We start from the raw sequence: 20,151 nt of genomic DNA on the forward strand, positions 1-20,151 counted from the left end.
TGTTCAGGCAAACAGACCATGAATAAACCACTGAGAACCCTCTTCATCATAATGGCCCGACCGGAAAAGCCAGTAGCGGTGTCCCTGATGATCTTCAACAGTGTAATAATCTCGGTGTTCTCCGTCCTCGAGCCACCATTCTCTTTCTATACGTTCGGGTCCGTCTGCTTTAACAACAGGATGCAACTTATTCTTATACCTGAAATTCATAGGCGGATAGTCGGGGATGGGTGCACTTACCTCTATTGGTTCTGGTTTCGCAAATATCCTTACTGGTCTTGATTTATCTGTTCTCCAGGTAGTATTGCAGGATTCTTCCAGTTCTTCTGCAGTTCTGACAGAACGCTCCGGCCAGTAATGTTCCTGGGGAAGATAGCGCCTGATGCTGATGGTACTGGTCTTTCCTGTAAGTCTGTCCAGTAGTTCGGCGAGTCCCTCGTCCTGAAGCTCGGCTTTGAGGTTCCATAACTTTTCCTGGGCCAGCCGGACGGGTTCCGTCTTATTTGCTTCCATACTGAACAGTTCAATGCCCAGTCCGGGGTCAATGGTGGGGATCTTCAGCGAAAACAACCTGAACAGGTGTGCTTCACTGGAGGAACTACGACTGGTACCAATGGTAACTGATAGTTTTTTCCCATCTATCCGGTAACAGGTCAGCGTTGCAGACCTGACGCCAAGCCCTTCTGTTCTGAGCCTGCTGCAGATCATTTTCAATAATTGACTTATGGCAATTTCAATTGCTGTGCCGGTAATTAAGGGTTCTATGCAGGGCAATCGCTCCTCATAAGGAGGTACCGGGATTATTGAATGTAAAGGCTCGTCTTCTGTACCCAGGGCCTGCCTGATCCTTGTCAGCAGGTGAGGCCCGAACCTTCTTCTCAATACCCGGGGAGGAATCTGTATGAACTGGCCGATTTGCCGTAATCCAAGTTTATTTAAACGTTGTGCAGTGTCTGGTTCCAGCCTTAGGGCTTCAGGCGGCAGTGACAAAAGATGCTCCAGTTGGGTATGCGCTGTGAGTATTGCTGCGTTGTCTGTGTAATGTACTATTGCCCATGCTGCTCCGATTGTACCGGCAATTGCACCGCGGCAATGGTATCCCATACTGCGTATCTTTTCCAGAATGATGCGTAGATAGTTTTCTTCTCCACCCCACAAATGACTGCAACCGTCACTGTTCAGTATGAGGCCGTCCGTGCCGTCTGTCGCTACAACCGGGCTGAAACGGACAAACCATTCGGCAAGTTTTTCGAGCAGTTTTGAAAATCGTCCGGGATGATCGTCAAAAGAAAGTATGTCAGGTACTATCGTCCTGGCATCCGCAAGCACCATGCCTGTACGGATGGCCTGGGCCCTCGCAGCAGGACTGACTGCACTAATGACCATACGGCCATGCTGTTTTATGGTAAGCACAAAGCAGGCGTCTTTCAACTCTGGCCTTCTTCTGATCAGCCAGTCTGTTTTTAATTCAGGAAACCATATGTAAACAAATCTTGCCGGCATTTTACCCCACCTCCTGACGTTGAAATACAAAATTGTGATGCGGTTGTGGCAGGTCAAGGAAGTGACCTCCATTCCACACGATCCTGAAAATGCCCGGGCGGCCGTTGCGTACCTTTAATAACTTTACCTGCCAGCTGGGGAAACCTACGCCAGGCAGGCCATCTTCTGTATAACTAGGCAGATGACTGACCTGCCAGCGGGCAGCACAGGCAGTATTACCGGCATTTTTTGGTGTATTTCTCAGGATTATCCCTGTTACGTTGCTTTTCTCGGCTGCAAGCTGCAGTCTTCTTGACTGGTTGAAGCTGATCTCAGGTAATTCTGCAATCACTGCGGACAGCGCGCTGCACTTCAGTGCTTCCTCCATTGCCCATATAATTTCATTCTCATAGATGGAGTGAACGAAAATAATGCGTTCAGGATCAACATTAAAGCTGCCTATACCTAAAGGAAAAACAATCGCTGAACGGCTGATCCAAAGACAAGCATTTCCTTTCATTATCCTTGAAAGAAGCCCGGCAATGAAGCCGGCGGCGGCGGCTGTTTCTTCAACAGTACCACAAATGAATTCATGGAGGTGTCCACATGGGAAACAACCGCCTGGAAAGGCTGCTTCTATTGTTCCCAGCCCAAGACTGTCAGGTTCTGCCGACGAAGGTCGCCCCATTCCCTGCAAAACCAGGATTTGTTGTTGTAACTGCTGAATGATCGCTTTCCTGTTTACTTCCATAATCATAGACTGAACTGGAAATTATATTTATATCTAAAGTTATTAGCAAATATAATACTAATAATTTTAGTTTTTGCCTTCTGTTACAGAATATGATTTTATTGATGTCGCAGTATGTAGGACTGCATTAATTTAAATAAACGTATCTTAGATCCTGGTGTTTAACCTGATACCTATTTATGCAAAACTACAATAACCACAGGCGTTATTATATACCGCACCATTTTGTGTTTTATCCTGTTATTCTTGCAGGAACAATATATTCAGTCTTTCGGGCACTTCATCATGCTGAAAATTCACCGGTATGGTATTGCCTTGCTTTTATATTCCTCTTATTTGGCTGGTTGTCTTTTATGTTGCGTCAGCATTACGCACTTACATTGCAGAACCGGCTGGTAGTTACGGAAATGCGTTACCGCTATTACGTGCTTACCGGCCAAAGGCTGGAACTGCTTGAGGACCAGTTAACTTTCGGACAGATTGCAGCGCTCCGGTTTGCTCCTGATGACGAACTCCCCGTACTGGTACAACGGGTGTTGAAAGAAGACCTTTCTCCAGATCAGATTAAGAAGCATATTAAAAACTGGCTTCCTGATCATAAACGGGTATGATATTGCTGGTTAACGGGCAATAGGACCAATATATTTTCTGGATATAACCAGGTTAGAGAATTTGATGTGATGCGATTGCCCTGAAGGTGTCGTATCGTCATAAAATTCGATCCAGAGGTAGTTAAGGTTTAACTTATCGTCAGTTCTCCATCTGAAACCCTCAAATGGCTTTGCTGCAGCATCATTGATCCATGAGTCTGCATCCCAGTATCCATTCGGAAAGCCAGGCCCCCAATGTCCTATTTCTTTTCCATCATGCCATACTTTAAGTTCCCCGTTATACGCGTTTGCAGGTGTATTTAACCGGATCATCAATTCGACACAGATCCATTTGTCCCATTCTAATTTTTGGGCAGAGGGACTGTTATTGATCATATCATTTCCATAGCATCTTCCACGTGCGCCTGCCTTCATGTCTCCCCAATAGAGATAAGTATCCATATTTGGTGCATTGACAGGTTCGTAAGCAATGGAAATGCGCTGATCCCCAAGCCCACATATTCCTGCCCTTGGATTCGGATATCTTGTAGCGGGTGAATAGCCCCCGATCCATACCGATTCATGGTGTATATAACCCTTTGAATCTGAAGGATACTTGACGTAATAACGAATAAACACGGTCCCATCTATACCCGGTGAAAACTGCCTGAAAAGATGCCCGCCGTCATTCACTCCACCTTTGTTCGTCATCTTCAGTGAAAACGTATTTCCCGCCGGAACATCTATACTGTCAATACTCATCCCTTCAGGATTAAGTACATCTGAATAACGATTAAGTATATGCCGCATACCATCATTAAACTTTTCGGCATAGAGTACATCGGAATCATTTTCTATCCCCTGGTCTCCAGGATACTTTTGAGCGAGCGGGACTTCCTGGCCCGGTAAACCAGCAGGTCCGCTTCCCTGAGGCCGTAAGCTTAGTGACAGAAATAATGCAGAAAGAAAGAGGATTACAGGCTTCATTTTTTGCAAAAAAAAACAGTTAAATATAGCTCAATTAAAATATTTATAAAATATAATGCTGATTATCAGTTTGATAAAAAACTAATGTAACGGTTTTTTCATTAGCTGCGTCTATGTCTCTGATTGGAAGGAACAAACAGGCCTGTATTTGATGCGCAGGATTCAGGCCTTAAGGTAAATCTTCCGGAATTAATTTAAAGAAAACCATATAAAAATGACACCTAACAAAACCCTTAGAAAAACTTTTACCCTTTTAATGGCCATGGTAGTTTTACTGGCCGCTTCGTGTAAAAAAGACAAAAACAATCTGCCGGACAATGGCGGCGGCTCCGGTGCACAACTGATCAAAATTGAGACCGGTGCAAATGAATTTTCAACATTAGAATACGATGCAGCCGGAAAGCTGATCAAAATCGTTGAGAACGAAGATGGCGAATCAATTGTAAACACCATTACCTACAATGGGAGCAAGGTAACCGAAGTAAATACTCCGGAATCAAAAATGACCTATACCTACAATGGAAATAACGTATCCAAAATTGATATCCTGACTTCAACAGGAGGAGAAGAAGCTAGCGGTAAGGTTGAATATACTTATGAGAACAACAAGGTAAAGCAATCTGTAATGAGTTTTCTTGTGCCGTCTGAAGAAGAAGGTGAAGACCCAATCCTTACACCTTATATCCGGAGTTCATATGAGTATTATGCCAACGGAGATATCAAGAAGCTGACCGTGGAACTTTGGGCTGTGAATAAATGGCAGGTTTCCGAAAGTACGGTTTATGAATACGATACCAAAAATAACCCGCTTGCAGCCGCAGGCAGTGTATTTATGGCCATTGCTCCTTTGCAAAGCTTACACAATATTACCAAAGAAACCGTTTCAAAACCTGACGGCTCCCTGAAAGAAACTGTTAACTATGAATATACCTACAATAATGATGGGTATCCAAAAGAGTCTAAAAAGACAGTAACTCCTGCAGGAGGTAATGCAGGTGCTGCTGAAGTCACTAAGTTTTCTTATAAATAAGAATAACTTGTTTTTTTATGTGCCCGGCCTGATGGATGTCAGGCCGGTTTTTTATATATTAGGGCTTTGCCATCAAGATTATGGATCATGACAAGAGGTTCAGGAATTTAAATGCAAAGGAATGTGCGGAGGTTTTTCCTTCAGTAATTGATAATGCTGAAAGGCATTTTTCTGTCGCCCATCAGATCGCTACCATCAATGAGTATCCAAATGCGGTTGCACACCTGGTAATAGGAGCAGAGGAACTCGTGAAGGCCACATTACTATTGTTCAGGAGCAGATCGATCCCCGTCAAGAACTTTACTGGATACAATCTTCAGCTTGGCAGCGGGCAAAACAATTCCTTATTGAAAGATTTTTTTTCTTTTTGGCTGGGCATTAGGGAAATACTCGACCTTCGAAAGGCAAAACACGAATATACGCTCAAAGAAATGTTCAATATGCTGGTTATTGGGGTTTCTGGGATTGTAAAGGGCAAGGAGCATTATTACTGGTGGGGTCGTGCAGATGGCTTAAAGGAAAAAAGTCTCTACGTTGATTTTAGAAATGAACTGATCCTCCCGGATGTGCAGATCAGTAAGTCAGATTATAACCAGGCCTATCACCATGTGTATACTTTCAGGTACGAATTTTACTTATTGTATCATAAACTTATAAATGCCTCGGCCCAGGAACTGGCAGAGTTCAGAGAACAACTTGAAGATGCAGAATTTGTAGAATTGCTTGGTGAGACACTGAAGCGCAGAAAGATGAACCTGTTGTCTTAAGCGGTAAATATTTATTGATTACATTAAGTAAAGGCTATCTAATCAGCACGAAGTGACTTAGATGGATCAGCCAATGCAGTGACAACTGATTTATAGCCTACTGTTAATGCGACTACAAAGAAGGTAATTCCAAGCGCTAGTAAGAATATACCTGGTCCAAGATCAATTCTGTAAGCAAAGTTCCGCAGCCAGTTCTGCATTACCCACCATCCCAATGGAGCCGCAAACATAAATGCAATCACCATCAGCAATCCGAATTCCCGGACGAAAAGCAGGACTATGCTTTTTACACTCGCGCCCAGGACTTTCCGAACAGCAATCTCACGCCTCTTCTGGGTAGCCATAAAAGATACCAGGCCATACAAGCTCAAACACCCGATAAATATGGCGATGAAAGTGAAAACCTGTATCAGGGTCATCATCATCTCATCATTTTCATAGCGTTTAGCTATTTGCTCATCCATGAATTCCTGTTTGTACAAATGATCTGGATAACTTTTTTTCCAGGTGCGTTCTAATGCTAAAAGGGTTTCCTTTAAATTGCCCATATCTACTTTAACTGCACAACTGCTGTACCAGACCCTGAAGGTTGTCAATGCTAATGGCTCAATCGCTGCGTGAAAAGATTTGTTATGAAAATCTTTGACCACACCCACAACTTCTCCCTTATAACCATTGACTTCAATTTGTTTACCCAACACTTCATTATTCGACTTTAAACCCAGCATTCTCACTGTAGTTTGGTTAATCAGGAATTCTTTAACGGTATCTGAAGGAAATACATTCCTGCCTGCCATGAGTTTCAGCCCAAATACACTTGCATAATTAGCGTCAGCTGCTCTGAAGGAGATCTGGAATTTCTCTGGTTCTGAATGGTTCCCCACCCTTATTTTCGTCAGATTGGCATCCTCATAAGCTGGTGGTCCGTAACAATAGGTCAGGCCTTTTACACCTTTGATTTTTTCCATCTCTGTTTTCATAATGCCGATTTTGGAGGCCTGAAAGTCTGGCAGTGGCAGGATAACAATGCCATCTTTTATAAAACCCACATCAGCCTGTTGTGCGTAATGCATCTGGTTCACAATAACTATGGTACCGATGATCAGCAGCTGGGAAATAGCAAATTGAGTAACAACCAATCCTTTACGGAGTGGCATCGATCCAGAACTGCCATGAGAGATTTTTCCTTTTAAAGCAAGCACAGGTTGTATTCCTGAGAGAATCAAACCAGGATAGCATCCTGAGGAAATGACCGTAAATACCAATAAACAGGCCAAGAAACCGATAAGATAGGAATCTGTAAATAAGCTGATATCTAATTTAGCCTGGAATAACTGGTTGACAAAAGGGAGCACAAGTTCCGCAAACGCCAATGCTATAATCAATGCTAAAATGCTGATCATTGCTGTTTCCACAATACACTGCCAGAATAGCTGCGATCTGGTGCCACCCAGTACTTTTCTCACCCCAATTTCCTTTGAACGGCTGATTGCCTGCGCAGTAGCCAGGTTAATGAAATTGAAGCAGGCTGCCATTACCAGAAACAAACCTATACAAGCCAGCGCCACTAAACTTTCTCTGCCAACTGAGGCGCCAAATTCAGTATCCAGGTGAATGTCGGCGAGTGGCTGGAGCTTGAACGCCCATTGTATTGCATCTTTTTCTGCATAGTACTTCCGTATAAAAGCAGGGAACACTGCATCTATTTTTTCTGCAGTTACCCCCTGTTTAAGCCGAACAAACACCTGCATGTTGTCATTAACACTAGTCCACTTATCAGTCGTCAGCCATGGCTGTAATATTTTCAGATCAGCGAAAGAGACATAGATTTCCTGGGTACGGTCTGTATTTACCGGGAGGTCCTTCATCACTGCAGCTATCACTGCCTCAAGTTTTCCGTCGATTCGTATGCTTTTTCCAATTGCATTGTTCCCACCAAAATACTTATTTGCCAGTCTTTGGGAAATGATGGCTGAATTGGGCTTGCTTAAAACCTCAGCCGTCCCGATTGACATGGGAAAATTGAACATTTTAAAAAAATCAGGATCTGCGAAGGCCACTTTTTCCTCAAACTTCTGTTCAGTTGTGCCGGGATTAATCGTGACCAGCAAATTTTCTTCATGAAAAACACGGGTGACCAGATCGGTGAATGGATAGTCACTACGGAAAGCATCTGCCAGTGGATAAGGCGTACCGGTAATGTGTTTGGTTTCACCAATATTCAGATTTGTAGTTATCCGGTAGACATGTTTGGTATCATTATGGAAACCGTCAAAGCTAAGGTGATACCTGATTAATGAAAAGATAACAACTGCGCATGCAATGCTCAATGCTAACCCGGCGACATTGATCAACGTATAGAACTTGTTCCGTTTAAAAGTTCTTAGTGTGGTTAAAACATAATTTTTAAACATAATCGTCAGGTTTTATAAATGTATAAACCATTTATACTAACCAGATGCCAATTGATTTTGTAAAATTAACTATTTGATAAACAGTATTATAAATTATATCTCTTGCTTTTGTTGTCCATTTTTGAACGCCTGATGTACGGGAATGAACAATACCATACGCTGTCAACAATGAAATTAAAAGCCCCCACAGAAGTCCAAAGAAAAAGGCCTCATCGCTTTCGATGAGGCCTATACTTTTGAGATTAATTCTCATTTGGTGCCCGAAGAGAGACTCGAACTCTCAAGGATCTTACTCCAACGGCTTCTGAGACCGCAACGTTTACCAATTTCGCCATCCGGGCATGGTGCTAATCAGTGATTAAACCGCTTAACGGATGCAAATATAGCATAAATCAATAAAATAGAAAAAGATTATTTTACATTTATATCACGTTAACGATATAATCCCCTGGGCCTGAAATCGCTAATTTTGGAGGATGAAAAATGAAATAGCTGTTATCTTTGATATGGACGGGGTAATCTGTCATACCAATCCTTATCATTCCGTTGCCTTCCGTGAATTTTTTGCTACCCGAAACCTGAATCCTACTGACGAGGAATTTGCTGAACACATGTTTGGCAAAAGCAACAGTTACATTTTAAGCCATTTTTTAAAAAGGCCTGTTACCGGAGAGGAACTACTGAAGCTTGAAGATGAAAAAGAGAGCCTGTTCAGAAAAATTTATGAGCCTTATGTTGAGCCTTTAAAGGGATTTGTCCCATTTGTTGAAGCGCTTTACGAAAACGAGGTAAAGTTAGGAGTAGCGACTTCCGCTCCCAAGGCTAATCTTGATCTCATCCTGAGTAAGGTACATATAGAACCCAGGCTAGGTTCTCTGCTGGCCAGCGAAAATGTCAGAAGTCATAAGCCGGACCCCGAAGTTTACCTGACCTCGGCCCGGAATCTCGGAGTCTCTCCCGGACAGTGTGTGGTATTTGAAGATTCATTTTCCGGCGTTTCGGCTGCTATAAACGCCGGAATGAAGGTGATCGGTGTACTCACCTCGCATACCCCGGATGAGCTGCCTCCCTGCGACGGATATATCAGCGATTATAGTAACCTGACCTATAAAGATATTATTGCCTTTTTTCACGGGTAGGAATAAGTTAAGGTGTATATTGTAAAGAAGTTTATACGAAGATTTAAAGTGATTGTTATTATTTTGCCTTCGTATGAACGTCTTTTTAACCAAATTTGCAGTGGCAATTTGCATTGCATTTTTTTTCATAGCTATAAATTATGCTGATGCTCAGGAAGGTCCGGGTGGTCTGCTTACAGACCTGATACCGCCAGTATCCTTGGCCGGCAAAAAGAAGGCAGCAAAATATCCCCGGATCCATTCCACCAGCCCATTTTTCAGTTGGACCGTACCTGGGACTAAGCTGGGCGCACACCAGCTAAGTTATCGTATCCTGGTGGCAGATGCTGTCGGAGAAATAGAAAAGAACAATGGAAATATCTGGGACAGTAAAGAGGTACACTCATCTAATTCTGTTGCAGTGCCTTACACAGGCCCCTCACTTCAGCCAGATAAGATTTATTATTGGAAGGTACGCAGCATGACCAGCGCAGCCAGTCAGGGTGGCTGGTCAGATATCGTAGCCTTTAAAACTTCATCTGACTTAAAACCGTACGCGGCGGCATGGCAGGAACTTGAGAAGACCACACAATATCCGGTCAGTCTTCAAAATAATAATGACCATACGCTACTTGCAGACTTTGGTCGTGACGCGTTTAGCCAGCTTCGGTTGAAATTGTATTCAGCTGCCGGTCATGATACCGTCACGGTGCAACTAGGGGAAGTGATTTCAGGAAAGCAGATCCATGCCAATCCAGGTGGCACGATCCGTTTTCAGGAAATCCGTTTACCCTTAGAGCAGGGTACGTTTGATTATGAAGTCAAGACAAGGCCAGATCAACGCAATACAGGTCCTGCCGCCATAAAAATGCCGGAATATATAGGAGAGGTATTTCCATTTCGCTACGTTTCTATACGAGGTTATAAGGGTCATCTTCAAAAAGAAGACATCAGCAGACAAATGGTACACTATCCATTTGACGACAAGGCAGCTTATTTCAAAAGCAGTGATACCCTGTTAAATGCCATCTGGGAACTATGCAGGTATTCAATGAAAGCCACTTCCTTTGCAGGTATTTATGTTGACGGTGACAGGGAACGTATTCCTTATGAGGCCGATGCCCTGATCAACCAACTGGGACATTACGGGACCGACCGTGAATTTTCAATGGCAAGGCGCAGCCTGGAATATCTGTTGCAATACCCGACCTGGCCTACTGAATGGATACTTCAGGCACCCATTATTGCCTGGAACGACTATCTGTATACCGGAGACAACAGGGTCCTACAGTCGAACTATGACTTATTGAAAAGCCGTACCTTATTACAGCTCAGGGATAGTACGGGTCTGATCAGTACTGCTGTGGGCCAGGATGAGAACTTCTCCAAGTCCATTCATTTCAAAGGTAAAATCAGGGACATTGTTGATTGGCCGGTTCCCGAAACAGATGGCTTTATTTTTTGTAAATATAATGCGGTCGTAAACGCTTATCATTACCAGGCACTGATCCTCATGGAAAAGATAGCCTCAGCACTGGATAAGACGCCGGACCGTTTATTGTTCAGTAAGCTGTCCAAGCAGCTTAAGGAGACCTATAACCGGTATTTTCTTGACAAAAGCCGTGGTATTTACAAAGATGGTGATACCACGGCCCATGCTTCACTTCACGCCAATATGTTTGCACTTCATTTTGGACTGGTCCCGGCAGAAATGCGTAATTCTGTGGCCGATTTTATCGTTTCTAAGGGAATGGCCTGCAGTGTTTATGGTGCTCAGTTTCTGATGGATGCCTTATATGATGCGGGCAGACAAGACGCTGCACTGTCCCTGCTGACTTCCAGAGATGAGCGAAGCTGGTACAATATGATCAGGGTCGGGTCGACGATTACCCTTGAAGCCTGGGACAATAAATTTAAGCCAAACCAGGACTGGAACCATGCATGGGGCGCCGCCCCCGCCAACATAATACCCCGCAGGCTCATGGGGGTTATGCCCATGAAACCCGGCTTTCAAATCTTTTCAGTCAGGCCTCAGACAGGTGTGCTTAAATATGCAGAATCCCTTATACCTACTATCCGGGGGAGTATTAAGGTACGTGTAGAAAACGGTGAAGCCTATCGTCTTATCCTGACCGTTCCGGCAAACTCGTCTGCAATGGTAGCGCTACCGGTAATTGAGGGGAAAAATATAGTCAGGCTCAATGGCAAAATGATCAAAGCAAGACAACATACCAGTGACAGGTATGCGGAAATTGCCGTTGGTCCCGGTAACCATGACTTTACAATTACTGCGGCACTTTGATTTATTTCTATCTATCTTGCAGTTATAACCCGATACCACAATGTTCAAAAGATTATTTTCCATCTTCCTGTTTTCGCTTTTTGTCTTAAGCGGCCATGCCCAGCAACTGAACATCGCTACATTTAATCTGAGATATAAAAATAACGGTGATGAACGAAAAGGGAATGGCTGGGAGCAAAGAATGCCGGTTATTGCAGATCTGATCCGCTTTCATGATTTTGATATTTTCGGCACACAGGAAGGACTGCATGAGCAGCTGCTGGACCTTACAGGTAAGCTTACTGAATACAGCTACGTCGGAGTAGGCCGAAACAATGGCAAGGAAGCCGGAGAGCATGCGGCGATCTTTTATAAAAAGAATATGTTCAAGCTGATCAGCAGTGGCAATTTCTGGCTTTCTGAAAAGCCGGAAAAACCAAACAGGGGCTGGGATGCTGCATTGCCAAGAATTTGTAGCTGGGGCCAGTTTGAGCACATCGCAAGCGGGAAAAAATTCTTCTTTTTTAATACCCATTTTGATCATGTAGGCCTGGTGGCAAGAAGGGAAAGCGCAAAACTGATACTTTCTAAAATAGGAGAACTCGCAGGCGATCATTCCGCCATTCTAACCGGTGACTTCAATGTCGACCAGACCAACGAGATTTATGATATACTTACCGGTTCCGTATTACAGGATACCTATGAGACCGCCCATTTTAAGTATGCCTTGAACGGCACCTTCAATCACTTTGACATCAATACCAAAACAAACAGCAGGATTGACCATATATTGCACACTCCCTGTATTGTCGTAAAACGTTACGGCGTGCTTACAGACAGCTACCGCACGATGAAGAATGGCGGCAGGAATATCAGTACTTCCGGAAACTTCCCTAAGGAAGTAAGTCTCCAGGAATACGAGGCCCGATTGCCTTCAGATCATTTTCCGGTAATGGTTGTTGTTGAACTGAAAGATTGCAAATAATGCTCGTTTCTGTTTGGTATCTTAAGTTTAAATCATAACTTGTCTCTACAAGTTGATCCTGAAGGTCGGCTGAAAAAAACCAAATACGAGATCATCTGTTATGGCAAGCATTTTATATAGCTCCCATTGTATTTTGGGTGAAGCACCCGTTTGGCACCAGGAAAGGGAATCGTGTTTCTGGGCAGATATCGAAACAGGTATTCTTTACGAGTATGTTTTTAAAAATAAAGATGTAAATATTTTTCAGCCCGGCCATAAGGTATCACTGATCATTCCCTCAGGGAAGGAGGAGCTGATATTAGGTATGCAGGGAGGAGTCGCAAGGTACAGGCTATCAGATGGACATTTGTCCTGGATCTCACAGTTAGATACAGACTGGACCAGCTTTCGATGCAATGACGGAGGTGCGGATATCCATGGAAGGATATGGGTGAGCACTACTGAACTCGATCACAAACCAGGGGCAGGAAGCATTTTCTGTCTGGACAGGGAAAGTGGCTTAAGGACACAGGTTACGGACATTTCTATTCCTAATGGTATCGTTTGGTCGCCGGACAACCGTAAAATATATTATACCGACAGTGTAAAGAATGAGGTTTACGCCCTGGATACAGACCCGCTTACGGGAAACATCATTTCCAGGGATACGGTTATTCAAATTCCTGATGAAAAAGGCTTACCCGATGGAATGGCTGTAGATAGCGAAGGTTTTATCTGGATTGCATTATGGAATGGCTATGGCCTTGGCAGGTTCAGCCCGGAGAACGGCAAAATGAATGACTTTATAGCTATACCTGCTCCAAACGTTACTTCATGTTGTTTCGTCGGCAGTGACCTTAATCAGTTGGTCATTACCACCGCAAGAAAAGGAATGTCTGCGGAGATGCTGGCCATGTACCCCGAAAGCGGGAATATATTTATCACAGAAACTAAAATCAAGGGAATTCCAACATACAAAGCAAGTATATAATTGATCATGAAAAAGAAACTGAGAAGCCAGGAATGGTTTGGGAAAAAAGGAAAAGACGGCTTTATCTACAGGGCATGGATGAAGAACCAGGGCATACCAGATGATGAGTTTCTGGGAAAACCCGTCATCGGCATATGCAATACCTGGTCAGAACTAACACCATGCAATGCACATTTCCGTGAATTGGCCGAATCTGTGAAACGCGGAATCCTTCAGGCAGGCGGTTTCCCCGTAGAATTCCCGGTAATGTCTCTCGGCGAGACGCTGATGAAACCGACCACAATGCTTTACCGTAACCTGGTCAGTATGGATGTCGAAGAATCTATCAGAGCAAATCCGTTAGATGGCGTAGTATTGCTGTGTGGCTGCGATAAAACTACTCCCGCACTGGTTATGGGTGCCTGTAGTGTGGATATACCCACGCTGGTAGTTTCCGGGGGTGCCATGCTTACGGGTAAATATGAAGGCAGAAATGTAGGTACCAGTGACTTGTGGAAATTCTCCGAGAATGTACGCTCCGGCTTGATGACTGAAGAGGAATTTAATCTTGCTGAAGCCGGAATGTGCAGGAGCAGGGGACATTGCGCAGTAATGGGCACCGCATCCTCAATGGCTTGTATGGTCGAGTCGCTTGGGCTCTCACTGCCGGGTAATGCTGCCATTCCAGCAGCTGATGCCGGCAGAAAGGTACTTGCCCAGTTATCAGGCCGCAGAATTGTCGATATGGTAGGGGAGTACCTCAGACCCTCGGCCATTCTTGACCGGCGGGCCTTTGAAAACGCCATCCGGGTAAATGCTGCGATCGGAGGATCTACAAATTTTGTGATCCATTTGCTGGCCATTGCAGGCAGGATAGGTGTAAACCTCAATATTGACGATTTTGACCGTCATTCCAGTGGAACGCCCTTACTGGCCAATCTGCAGCCGTCAGGAGAACACTTCATGGAGGATCTTTATTATGCAGGGGGGCTCCCGGCGGTCATGAAACAGATGTGCCGGCAATTACATACAGATTGTATTACTGTTAACGGAAGGACAATCGGCGAAAATATCGAACGTGCCGTGGTGCTTAATAAGGAGGTGATCGCCAATTTTGAAAATCCTTTTAAATTAGATTCAGGAGTTGCGGTACTTAAAGGTAGCCTTTGCGAAGCTGGTATCATAAAACCATCAGCAGCAGATCCGAAATTAATGCAGCACACCGGAAAAGCTGTGGTTTTTGAAAATATCGAAGATTATAAAAGGCGCATTGATGATCCAAACCTGGAAGTAGATGAAAACAGCGTACTGGTACTCAAACATGTCGGACCGAAAGGTTATCCGGGAATGCCGGAGGTAGGTAATATGGGTCTACCAAAAAAAATGTTGGATAAGGGGGTAACAGATATGGTACGTATCTCGGATGGGAGGATGAGTGGTACCGGATTCGGGACTGTAGTGCTCCATGTTGCTCCTGAAGCTGCAGAAATGGGTGCCATTGCATTTGTGAGGGACGGCGACCTTATTGAGCTGGATGTTCCCGCAAGAAAACTAAACCTGCTGGTTAGTGAAGAGGAACTTAATATAAGGCGTGCAGGTAAACTGATGGGCAGCGCAAACATTATCGAACGCGGCTATGGCAAATTATATGTACAGCATGTCGAGCAAGCCCATCTTGGTGCAGATTTCGACTTCCTGAAAGGAAGTTCAGGCAGCGAAGTATTGAGAGATTCACATTAACTGGTTATTACCTTAAAACTATGTCAGCTACAGCATTTAAAAACAAAACAGCAGTTGTTACTGGTGCCGGTCAGGGCATCGGTTTCGAAATATGCAGAAACCTGGCCCTTAAAGGCGCCAATGTTATACTTAATGATATTGACAATGATCTGGCCGAAACCGCGGCCGATAAGATCAGGGTTGAGGGAGGGCATTGCCTGGCTTGTCCGGGTGATTCAGCCAGCAAAGACTTTATTGAGCATATGATCGGAGAAGCCCTGAGGATGGGCGGACAACTGGATATTGCTATTGCAAATTCAGGAATTACCTTATTTGGTGATTTTTTTACTTATCCGGAAGCCTCTCTGAACCGTGTGCTGAACGTAAATATTGCCGGCACTTTCTTATTGGCACAGGCTGCTTCAAACCAAATGAAGAAGCAGGGGCGCGGAGGATCATTGCTATTCACATCATCGGTAACCGGTCATCAGGCACATAAAGACCTTGCGGCATATGGCATGACAAAAGCTGCCATAGAAATGCTGGCCCGCAATCTTGTACTGGATATATCTCCCTTTAAGATCAATGTAAATACGGTAGCTCCGGGTGCAACGCTTACAGAACGTACGCTGAACGATCCGAATTATGTATCTGTATGGTCGAAAATTACGCCAATGGGCCGCCCGGCTACTGCCCTGGATATTGCGAACGCCGCACTTTTCCTGGTGTCAGAAGAGGCCAGGCAAATTACTGGGCATACCCTGGTCATCGATGGAGGCTGGTCTGTAATTAGCCCTTCCCCCGACGAAATTTAAACAAGGGCATAGGCATTCATCTCTTCACATGAAAAGCCCCGCTCTTTAAGGAGATGACGAACGACTTCCACACAGGGCACAGAAGAAACGACACTGAGCACTTTGTTTTCAAACGCAAAGAGCCAGTTCTTTTCACCAAAAAGAATATTAAATACAGGCGCTATTAAGGAAAGGTCTTTTTTGTCTGCCAGAGATGTTTTAAAAATAGCCATATTCATTTTTTAGGGTCTCATCAAAAAGCTGATGATGTAAAATTGAAAAATGAATATGGCTCTTGCGATAATGAAGCGCAGGACGACCTTAAAATAACGGCGAATCGTTGAAAATTACCGGTAAAATTATTTAACGTCTGTGACGGTTACTGTAAAGTCGAGAATGGAGTTTGCCGGTATCTTATTATTGGCAATATTCTTATAGCCATAAAAAGAGGGAGAAATGAAGCGAATTTTTCCTCCCTTTTTGACCTGCTGCAGGGCAAAATACCAGCATGATATCACATTCTTTAATGGAAAAGTTGAATTTGTGCCGGTCTCAAATACATCGCCGTTCATGATCTTACCTTCATAATCAGCAGTAATTACTGAAAGTCCGTCTATGGAAGGCCCCTCTCCGGGAGCAAGGATCTGGTAGAATATACCATAATCTTCGTTTTTCACCATGTCTAGCCCCTTTTCCCTGACATACTCCCTGATCAGTACCGTATCTTTTTGAAATTGCGCAACCTCGTCAAACTCAATGACATTGTTCTTTTTACAGGCAGCAAGACAACCCGCCAGGCATACCCACAGTAAAATGTATTTTATTCTGTTCATGATCTAACAAATATATAGTTTTTTTACATTAGGGCATGATTATCATTATCCAGTGTAAAGACCAGATCGGCTTAGTAGCCAGCATTTCCAGACTCTTATCCCAGGCCGGCCTGAACATTGTTTCCATGCGCGAACATGTAGACAGGACAGCATTACGTTTTTTCATGCGCCTTGAGGTAGATGGCAACGGAAATGAGACAGAACTGACCCGCCAATTGATTGCGATACTGCCACAGGGTGCGGAAGTACACGTAAACCCCGTACCCGACAAAAAAATTGCGGTACTGGTGACCAGGGAATACCATTGTCTTTCAGACATACTCGTAAGGAATGAATTTGGTACACTGGGCGCTACCGTAAGTTGCGTAATTGGTAACCATGAAATATTAAAAAGACTATGCGAACGTTTTGAAGTGCCCTTTCATCACGTACCTTACGACAACCGGCAAAACGCCGCCGAACACGAGGTGATGGATCTGTTAGCTCGCTACGCACCGGACTTTATCGTTCTGGCAAAGTTCATGCGCATCCTTTCACCACGTTTTATTTCCGGGTTCCCTCATAAGATCATCAACATACACCATTCTTTTTTACCTGCCTTTGTTGGTGCCAACCCGTACCGAAAGGCATTCGAACGCGGGGTTAAATTAATTGGTGCTACAGCCCATTTCGTAACCGATGACCTTGATGAAGGACCTATTATCGCGCAGCAGATCATTCCTGTAAACCATTCACATACCGTTTCAGACATGGTCAGGGCAGGCAAGGAAATCGAGACTGCCGTACTGGCTGCGGCATTGCGTCTTGTATTGGCAGACAGAGTTTTTGTATACGGAAATAAGACGGTGGTATTCGAATAGTTTTGGAACCAGCCGTGTTACAGAAAGCGTCCCAAATTCAAATACCTAAACCTTTTGCCTGTTCCTTTGTTGAAATCAAGATACTAGCAGATCAGCAATGGATTTTGATAAACTACTCGAACGCTTTCCGGTTATTACCTATAATTTATTACTGTTTGCAGCTGCTATATGCATAGGCCTGCTCCTAAGCTTTATTATCCGCAAGATCTTTATATTCTTTTCGAGGTTCTGGCTCACGTTTGTCATTAATGCCATTGTAAAACACCTGCGCGGACCAGTCAACTTTCTGATACCCCTGCTTTGTCTCAATGCAGTGATACCCTTCATGAAGCTTCAGCCCATTTATTACCGGTCTGCCGAAAAACTCGAAGAGATATTAATGGCTGTCCTGGTGGCCTTTTTGCTGATACGCACCATTAAAGTAATGGAAGACTACTTTTATCATAAGTACGACCTGAGCAAGGCAGACAATCTGAAGGAACGTAAAGTGAGGACACAGCTACAGTTCATCCGTAAATTTGCCATCTCGCTGATTGTGATCATTACTGCCGCTATAGTCCTGCTCAGTTTTGAAAGTATGCGCAAAATAGGAGCGGGCTTGCTGACCGGTGTAGGTATTGGCAGTATTATTATCGGTTTTGCCGCACAAAAATCACTGGGTAACCTGCTCGCAGGTTTTCAGATCGCCTTTACCCAACCTATACGTATAGACGATGTAGTCATTGTCGAAGGAGAATGGGGCAGGATAGAAGAGATTACGCTTACCTATGTAGTCGTGAGTATATGGGACGAACGCAGACTGATATTGCCAATTACTTATTTTATAGAGAAGCCTTTCCAAAACTGGACACGGGTCTCCGCACAATTACTGGGTACTGTTTTTCTGTACCTGGATTACAACACTCCGGTAAGCGTGATACGCGAAGAGTTTTCCCGTTTTGTTCAAAATCATAAATTATGGGACAAAAGGGTATGTGTAGTGCAGGTCACCGATAATAAAGTCCAATGTATCGAACTCAGGTTTCTGATGAGTGCCCGAAGTTCATCAGCAGCTTTTGACCTTCGCTGTGATGTAAGAGAGCACATGATCACTTATATACGTACCCATCATCCCGAAAGTCTGCCGAGAACACGTCTTGAATACCCTGAAGATACAGGCATTTCATCAAAATAGATTTTCCGGTTGCTGCTGAATTTCCGATATTGGCATTACACAAACCTGATCAATATCTTGAGAGCATTATTATTAAGCATGGCAAGCCTTGGAATAGGTCTCTGGCATTATTTTCAATGGCAGCAGCAACCAGTGATTACCCTTGCAGATCCAACTATCTTTGTGGATAATGGCCAATATTACCTTTACGGTACAGGGAGCAGCGCAGGCTTTCCGGTTTACCAGTCGAAAGATCTTAAAAGGTGGCATATTCCCACTTCTGCGAAAGAGGGGCTAGCTTTGAAGAAAGGAGAATCCTTTGGCGAAGCCGGTTTCTGGGCACCCCAGGTTTTCCGTCACAGAGGAAGCTACTATATGGCTTATACTGCGGATGAACAAATAGCAATAGCAAAAGGCAGCAGCCCTGCCGGTCCGTTCCGGCAACATGTACTTAAGCCGCTTTCAGGAGAAGGTAAACAGATTGATCCTTTTATTTTTTTTGATACCGACGGAAAAATTTACCTGTATCACGTGCGTCTTAAAGAAGGTAACCGCATTTATGTTGCTGAAATGAAGCCCGATCTCTCAGATATTATTCCCGGCTCAGCAAGACAATGTCTTTACGGAGACCAGCCATGGGAAAATACGGCGCATACTTCATGGCCTGTAACAGAAGGCCCTACAGTCATTAAACAAAAAAATATCTATTACCTGATCTATTCCGCCAATGATTTCCGGAATAAAGACTATGCCGTAGGATATGCCACATCGTCATCTCCTACAGGCCCATGGAAGAAATTTTCAGGTAATCCTCTCATCAGCAGAGGAACATTATCTCATAATGGTACTGGCCACGGAGACTTGTTTTTAGATAAGAATGGCAAATATCAATACGTCTTTCATACACACCAGAGCCGGGAAAAGATCTCTCCGAGGTTAACAGCAATTACGGAGATGGTATTTTCAGATAGCCTGGCAGCTAAAAGCGAGACCTTCCGCTTTCTTCAGAAATCTCCAGTTGACTAGACAAGCTATAAAAAATGTAAAGATATTTTTGCTTAATTAATTGATAGTTATATCTTTGTCATCGTTAACAATAGGGATGATTATAGAGGGGGCCGGAATCTATTCTGCTCCCTTTATTTAATCACAGACTAACCAATATAGAACCAAATTGCTGTATATAAAAAAAGGGCTGCTCCATCCGGACACTACCCTTTTCTAACCAAATATAAACCTGTATGAACGGTTTTTCTCTTTATAGCAATCTCTGTACCAATTTTCGATCGCTTTGAAATTCTTATTTAATTGTCTGCTTCTTTAAGAAGACATACAAATATATATGTTTTTATATAGTGTACAAAATACACTAAGTTATATGACTTTCAGATAACAATTCGCATTTTCAGGAAATAACCTATTTTCGCATCGGTATTAA

General features: G+C 43.8%; 18 protein-coding genes and 1 tRNA gene. 12 read left to right on the forward strand and 7 right to left on the reverse strand.

Annotation, left to right across the window (positions count from 1 at the left end; genetic code table 11):
- Window positions 1–3 precede the first annotated feature (3 nt).
- Both P2W84_RS17540 and P2W84_RS17545 read right to left on the reverse strand, forming a co-directional pair.
- Window positions 4–1,503 carry a DNA polymerase Y family protein gene (locus P2W84_RS17540; RefSeq protein WP_276091466.1) on the reverse strand — a complete coding sequence of 500 codons (1,500 nt, stop codon included), beginning with the start codon at window positions 1,501–1,503 and terminating at the stop codon, window positions 4–6.
- A 1-nt stretch (window position 1,504) separates the two neighbouring features.
- A complete protein-coding gene (locus P2W84_RS17545; RefSeq protein ID WP_276091467.1) occupies window positions 1,505–2,239 on the reverse strand; it encodes an Error-prone repair protein ImuA in 735 nt (244 codons plus the stop codon).
- A 173-nt stretch (window positions 2,240–2,412) separates the two neighbouring features.
- Here P2W84_RS17545 and P2W84_RS17550 point away from each other — a divergent pair, with 173 nt between their 5' ends.
- On the forward strand, window positions 2,413–2,844 hold the full coding sequence (locus P2W84_RS17550) for a DUF6526 family protein (protein ID WP_276091468.1): 432 nt from the start codon (window positions 2,413–2,415) through the stop codon (window positions 2,842–2,844).
- Between the two features lie 9 nt (window positions 2,845–2,853).
- On the opposite strand, the gene P2W84_RS17555 is transcribed toward P2W84_RS17550, so the two are convergent.
- Window positions 2,854–3,810 (reverse strand): hypothetical protein, encoded by a 957-nt coding sequence (locus P2W84_RS17555; RefSeq protein ID WP_276091469.1) that lies wholly within the window; start codon window positions 3,808–3,810, stop codon window positions 2,854–2,856.
- Window positions 3,811–4,024: 214 nt separating this feature from the next.
- Here P2W84_RS17555 and P2W84_RS17560 point away from each other — a divergent pair, with 214 nt between their 5' ends.
- The gene (locus P2W84_RS17560) at window positions 4,025–4,840 is read left to right on the forward strand and encodes a hypothetical protein (protein WP_276091470.1); all 816 of its coding nucleotides are present in this window, start codon (window positions 4,025–4,027) and stop codon (window positions 4,838–4,840) included.
- An 80-nt stretch (window positions 4,841–4,920) separates the two neighbouring features.
- Complete coding sequence (locus P2W84_RS17565; RefSeq protein ID WP_276091471.1) at window positions 4,921–5,607, forward strand: hypothetical protein; 687 nt, start codon at window positions 4,921–4,923, stop codon at window positions 5,605–5,607.
- Window positions 5,608–5,645: 38 nt separating this feature from the next.
- Here P2W84_RS17565 and P2W84_RS17570 read toward each other — a convergent pair whose 3' ends face one another.
- Together P2W84_RS17570 and P2W84_RS17575 are read right to left on the reverse strand one after the other, a co-directional pair.
- Window positions 5,646–8,021 carry an ABC transporter permease gene (locus P2W84_RS17570; protein WP_276091472.1) on the reverse strand — a complete coding sequence of 792 codons (2,376 nt, stop codon included), beginning with the start codon at window positions 8,019–8,021 and terminating at the stop codon, window positions 5,646–5,648.
- 254 nt (window positions 8,022–8,275) lie between these two features.
- Window positions 8,276–8,362, reverse strand: a tRNA-Leu gene (locus P2W84_RS17575).
- A 135-nt stretch (window positions 8,363–8,497) separates the two neighbouring features.
- Here P2W84_RS17575 and P2W84_RS17580 point away from each other — a divergent pair.
- The 6 genes from P2W84_RS17580 (at window position 8,498) to P2W84_RS17605 (ending at window position 15,888) form a co-directional block, all read left to right on the forward strand.
- On the forward strand, window positions 8,498–9,160 hold the full coding sequence (locus P2W84_RS17580; RefSeq protein ID WP_276091473.1) for an HAD family phosphatase: 663 nt from the start codon (window positions 8,498–8,500) through the stop codon (window positions 9,158–9,160).
- A gap of 73 nt (window positions 9,161–9,233) precedes the next feature.
- On the forward strand, window positions 9,234–11,441 hold the full coding sequence (locus tag P2W84_RS17585; protein ID WP_276091474.1) for an alpha-L-rhamnosidase C-terminal domain-containing protein: 2,208 nt from the start codon (window positions 9,234–9,236) through the stop codon (window positions 11,439–11,441).
- 40 nt (window positions 11,442–11,481) lie between these two features.
- Complete coding sequence (locus tag P2W84_RS17590; RefSeq protein ID WP_276091475.1) at window positions 11,482–12,405, forward strand: endonuclease/exonuclease/phosphatase family protein; 924 nt, start codon at window positions 11,482–11,484, stop codon at window positions 12,403–12,405.
- Between the two features lie 100 nt (window positions 12,406–12,505).
- Window positions 12,506–13,375, forward strand: a complete 870-nt coding sequence (locus P2W84_RS17595; protein ID WP_276091476.1) for an SMP-30/gluconolactonase/LRE family protein — start codon at window positions 12,506–12,508, stop codon at window positions 13,373–13,375.
- A 6-nt stretch (window positions 13,376–13,381) separates the two neighbouring features.
- Complete coding sequence (locus tag P2W84_RS17600) at window positions 13,382–15,094, forward strand: IlvD/Edd family dehydratase (protein ID WP_276091477.1); 1,713 nt, start codon at window positions 13,382–13,384, stop codon at window positions 15,092–15,094.
- Window positions 15,095–15,114: 20 nt separating this feature from the next.
- Window positions 15,115–15,888 (forward strand): SDR family oxidoreductase, encoded by a 774-nt coding sequence (locus tag P2W84_RS17605; RefSeq protein ID WP_276091478.1) that lies wholly within the window; start codon window positions 15,115–15,117, stop codon window positions 15,886–15,888.
- On the opposite strand, the gene P2W84_RS17610 is transcribed toward P2W84_RS17605, so the two are convergent.
- Complete coding sequence (locus tag P2W84_RS17610) at window positions 15,885–16,100, reverse strand: hypothetical protein (protein WP_276091479.1); 216 nt, start codon at window positions 16,098–16,100, stop codon at window positions 15,885–15,887. The two genes, P2W84_RS17605 and P2W84_RS17610, sit on opposite strands and share 4 nt — an antisense overlap.
- 126 nt (window positions 16,101–16,226) lie before the next feature.
- Window positions 16,227–16,700 (reverse strand): FKBP-type peptidyl-prolyl cis-trans isomerase, encoded by a 474-nt coding sequence (locus P2W84_RS17615; protein WP_276091480.1) that lies wholly within the window; start codon window positions 16,698–16,700, stop codon window positions 16,227–16,229.
- 35 nt (window positions 16,701–16,735) lie between these two features.
- Between P2W84_RS17615 and purU the strand changes: the two genes are divergently transcribed.
- The 3 genes from purU to P2W84_RS17630 all read left to right on the forward strand — a co-directional run bounded on the left by purU (window position 16,736) and on the right by P2W84_RS17630 (window position 19,739).
- Window positions 16,736–17,560 carry a formyltetrahydrofolate deformylase gene (gene purU / locus P2W84_RS17620; protein ID WP_276091481.1) on the forward strand — a complete coding sequence of 275 codons (825 nt, stop codon included), beginning with the start codon at window positions 16,736–16,738 and terminating at the stop codon, window positions 17,558–17,560.
- 97 nt (window positions 17,561–17,657) lie between these two features.
- Window positions 17,658–18,734 carry a mechanosensitive ion channel domain-containing protein gene (locus P2W84_RS17625; protein WP_276091482.1) on the forward strand — a complete coding sequence of 359 codons (1,077 nt, stop codon included), beginning with the start codon at window positions 17,658–17,660 and terminating at the stop codon, window positions 18,732–18,734.
- Window positions 18,735–18,791: 57 nt separating this feature from the next.
- Window positions 18,792–19,739 (forward strand): glycoside hydrolase family 43 protein, encoded by a 948-nt coding sequence (locus P2W84_RS17630; RefSeq protein WP_276091483.1) that lies wholly within the window; start codon window positions 18,792–18,794, stop codon window positions 19,737–19,739.
- Window positions 19,740–20,151 lie beyond the last annotated feature (412 nt).

It is taken from the genome of Pedobacter sp. JY14-1 (assembly GCF_029269825.1).
In the GTDB taxonomy this organism is placed as follows: Bacteria; Bacteroidota; Bacteroidia; order Sphingobacteriales; family Sphingobacteriaceae; genus Pedobacter.

Excerpts from the sequence above, each read along its gene's own strand:
- P2W84_RS17540 (WP_276091466.1), bottom strand. The coding sequence starts at position 1,503 with ATGCCGGCAAGATTTGTTTACATATGGTTTCCTGAATTAAAAACAGAC.
- P2W84_RS17545 (WP_276091467.1), bottom strand. The coding sequence starts at position 2,239 with ATGATTATGGAAGTAAACAGGAAAGCGATCATTCAGCAGTTACAACAA.
- P2W84_RS17550 (WP_276091468.1), top strand. The coding sequence starts at position 2,413 with ATGCAAAACTACAATAACCACAGGCGTTATTATATACCGCACCATTTT.
- P2W84_RS17555 (WP_276091469.1), bottom strand. The coding sequence starts at position 3,810 with ATGAAGCCTGTAATCCTCTTTCTTTCTGCATTATTTCTGTCACTAAGC.
- P2W84_RS17560 (WP_276091470.1), top strand. The coding sequence starts at position 4,025 with ATGACACCTAACAAAACCCTTAGAAAAACTTTTACCCTTTTAATGGCC.
- P2W84_RS17565 (WP_276091471.1), top strand. The coding sequence starts at position 4,921 with ATGGATCATGACAAGAGGTTCAGGAATTTAAATGCAAAGGAATGTGCG.
- P2W84_RS17570 (WP_276091472.1), bottom strand. The coding sequence starts at position 8,021 with ATGTTTAAAAATTATGTTTTAACCACACTAAGAACTTTTAAACGGAAC.
- P2W84_RS17580 (WP_276091473.1), top strand. The coding sequence starts at position 8,498 with ATGAAAAATGAAATAGCTGTTATCTTTGATATGGACGGGGTAATCTGT.
- P2W84_RS17585 (WP_276091474.1), top strand. The coding sequence starts at position 9,234 with ATGAACGTCTTTTTAACCAAATTTGCAGTGGCAATTTGCATTGCATTT.
- P2W84_RS17590 (WP_276091475.1), top strand. The coding sequence starts at position 11,482 with ATGTTCAAAAGATTATTTTCCATCTTCCTGTTTTCGCTTTTTGTCTTA.
- P2W84_RS17595 (WP_276091476.1), top strand. The coding sequence starts at position 12,506 with ATGGCAAGCATTTTATATAGCTCCCATTGTATTTTGGGTGAAGCACCC.
- P2W84_RS17600 (WP_276091477.1), top strand. The coding sequence starts at position 13,382 with ATGAAAAAGAAACTGAGAAGCCAGGAATGGTTTGGGAAAAAAGGAAAA.
- P2W84_RS17605 (WP_276091478.1), top strand. The coding sequence starts at position 15,115 with ATGTCAGCTACAGCATTTAAAAACAAAACAGCAGTTGTTACTGGTGCC.
- P2W84_RS17610 (WP_276091479.1), bottom strand. The coding sequence starts at position 16,100 with ATGGCTATTTTTAAAACATCTCTGGCAGACAAAAAAGACCTTTCCTTA.
- P2W84_RS17615 (WP_276091480.1), bottom strand. The coding sequence starts at position 16,700 with ATGAACAGAATAAAATACATTTTACTGTGGGTATGCCTGGCGGGTTGT.
- purU (WP_276091481.1), top strand. The coding sequence starts at position 16,736 with ATGATTATCATTATCCAGTGTAAAGACCAGATCGGCTTAGTAGCCAGC.
- P2W84_RS17625 (WP_276091482.1), top strand. The coding sequence starts at position 17,658 with ATGGATTTTGATAAACTACTCGAACGCTTTCCGGTTATTACCTATAAT.